We start from the raw sequence: 1,179 nt of genomic DNA, 5'->3' as shown, positions 1-1,179 counted from the left end.
TTAAGCGATGATAGAAGAAACCACACCTGCACCTACGGTACGGCCACCTTCGCGAATCGCAAAGCGCAGACCTTCTTCCATAGCGATAGGTGCAATCAATTCTACAGTGATGGCTACGTTCTCACCAGGCATAACCATTTCTACACCTTCTTCCAAAGTAACCGCGCCGGTTACGTCGGTAGTACGGAAGTAGAATTGAGGACGATAGTTAGCGAAGAACGGAGTATGACGACCACCCTCTTCTTTGCTCAATACGTACACTTCCGCTTTGAATTTGGTGTGCGGAGTGATGGTACCCGGTTTAGCCAATACTTGGCCGCGTTCCACTTCTTCGCGCTTGGTACCGCGCAGCAATACGCCTACGTTGTCACCTGCTTGACCTTCGTCCAGCAGTTTGCGGAACATTTCAACACCGGTACAAGTGGTTTTTTGGGTTTCTTTCAGACCTACGATTTCGATCTCGTCACCAACGTGGATAACACCGCGCTCTACACGGCCGGTTACTACGGTACCACGACCGGAGATGGAGAATACGTCTTCGATAGGCAACAGGAACGGTTTGTCCACGGCACGCTCGGGCGTCGGGATGTAGCTGTCCAATGCGGCAGCCAGTTCGAAGATTTTTTCTTCGTAAGCGGCGTCGCCTTCCAAGGCTTTCAGTGCAGAACCTTGTACGATCGGGCAGTCGTCGCCTGGGAAGTCGTAGCTTGACAGCAAGTCACGGATTTCCATTTCAACCAGTTCCAACAGCTCGGCATCGTCAACCATGTCGCATTTGTTCATGAACACGATGATGTAAGGTACGCCTACTTGACGGGCCAACAGGATGTGTTCGCGGGTTTGCGGCATAGGACCGTCGGCAGCGGAACATACCAGGATTGCGCCGTCCATTTGTGCGGCACCGGTAATCATGTTTTTAACGTAGTCGGCGTGTCCCGGGCAGTCTACGTGTGCGTAGTGGCGGGTTTCGGTTTCGTATTCTACGTGTGAGGTATTGATGGTAATACCGCGGGCTTTTTCTTCGGGAGCGTTGTCGATTTGGTCGTAAGCTTTTGCAGCACCACCGAATTTTTTAGCCAAAATAGTAGTCAAAGCAGCAGTCAGAGTGGTTTTACCATGGTCAACGTGACCGATGGTGCCAACGTTTACGTGCGGTTTGCTACGTTCAAATTTTTCCTT

1 protein-coding gene is annotated in these 1,179 nt (G+C 51.3%); it reads right to left on the bottom strand.

The window, feature by feature from the left end; all coding sequences use genetic code 11:
• A partial coding sequence (tuf, locus tag HMPREF3277_RS02075; protein WP_239665785.1) for an elongation factor Tu occupies positions 1–1,179 on the bottom strand: 1,179 nt, incomplete at its 5' end.

This window comes from Neisseria sp. HMSC70E02 (assembly GCF_001838645.1).
In the GTDB taxonomy this organism is placed as follows: Bacteria; Pseudomonadota; Gammaproteobacteria; order Burkholderiales; family Neisseriaceae; genus Neisseria; species Neisseria macacae.
Note: the sequence above shows the minus strand (reverse complement) of the source record. Positions and strands in the feature narration are given on the sequence as shown.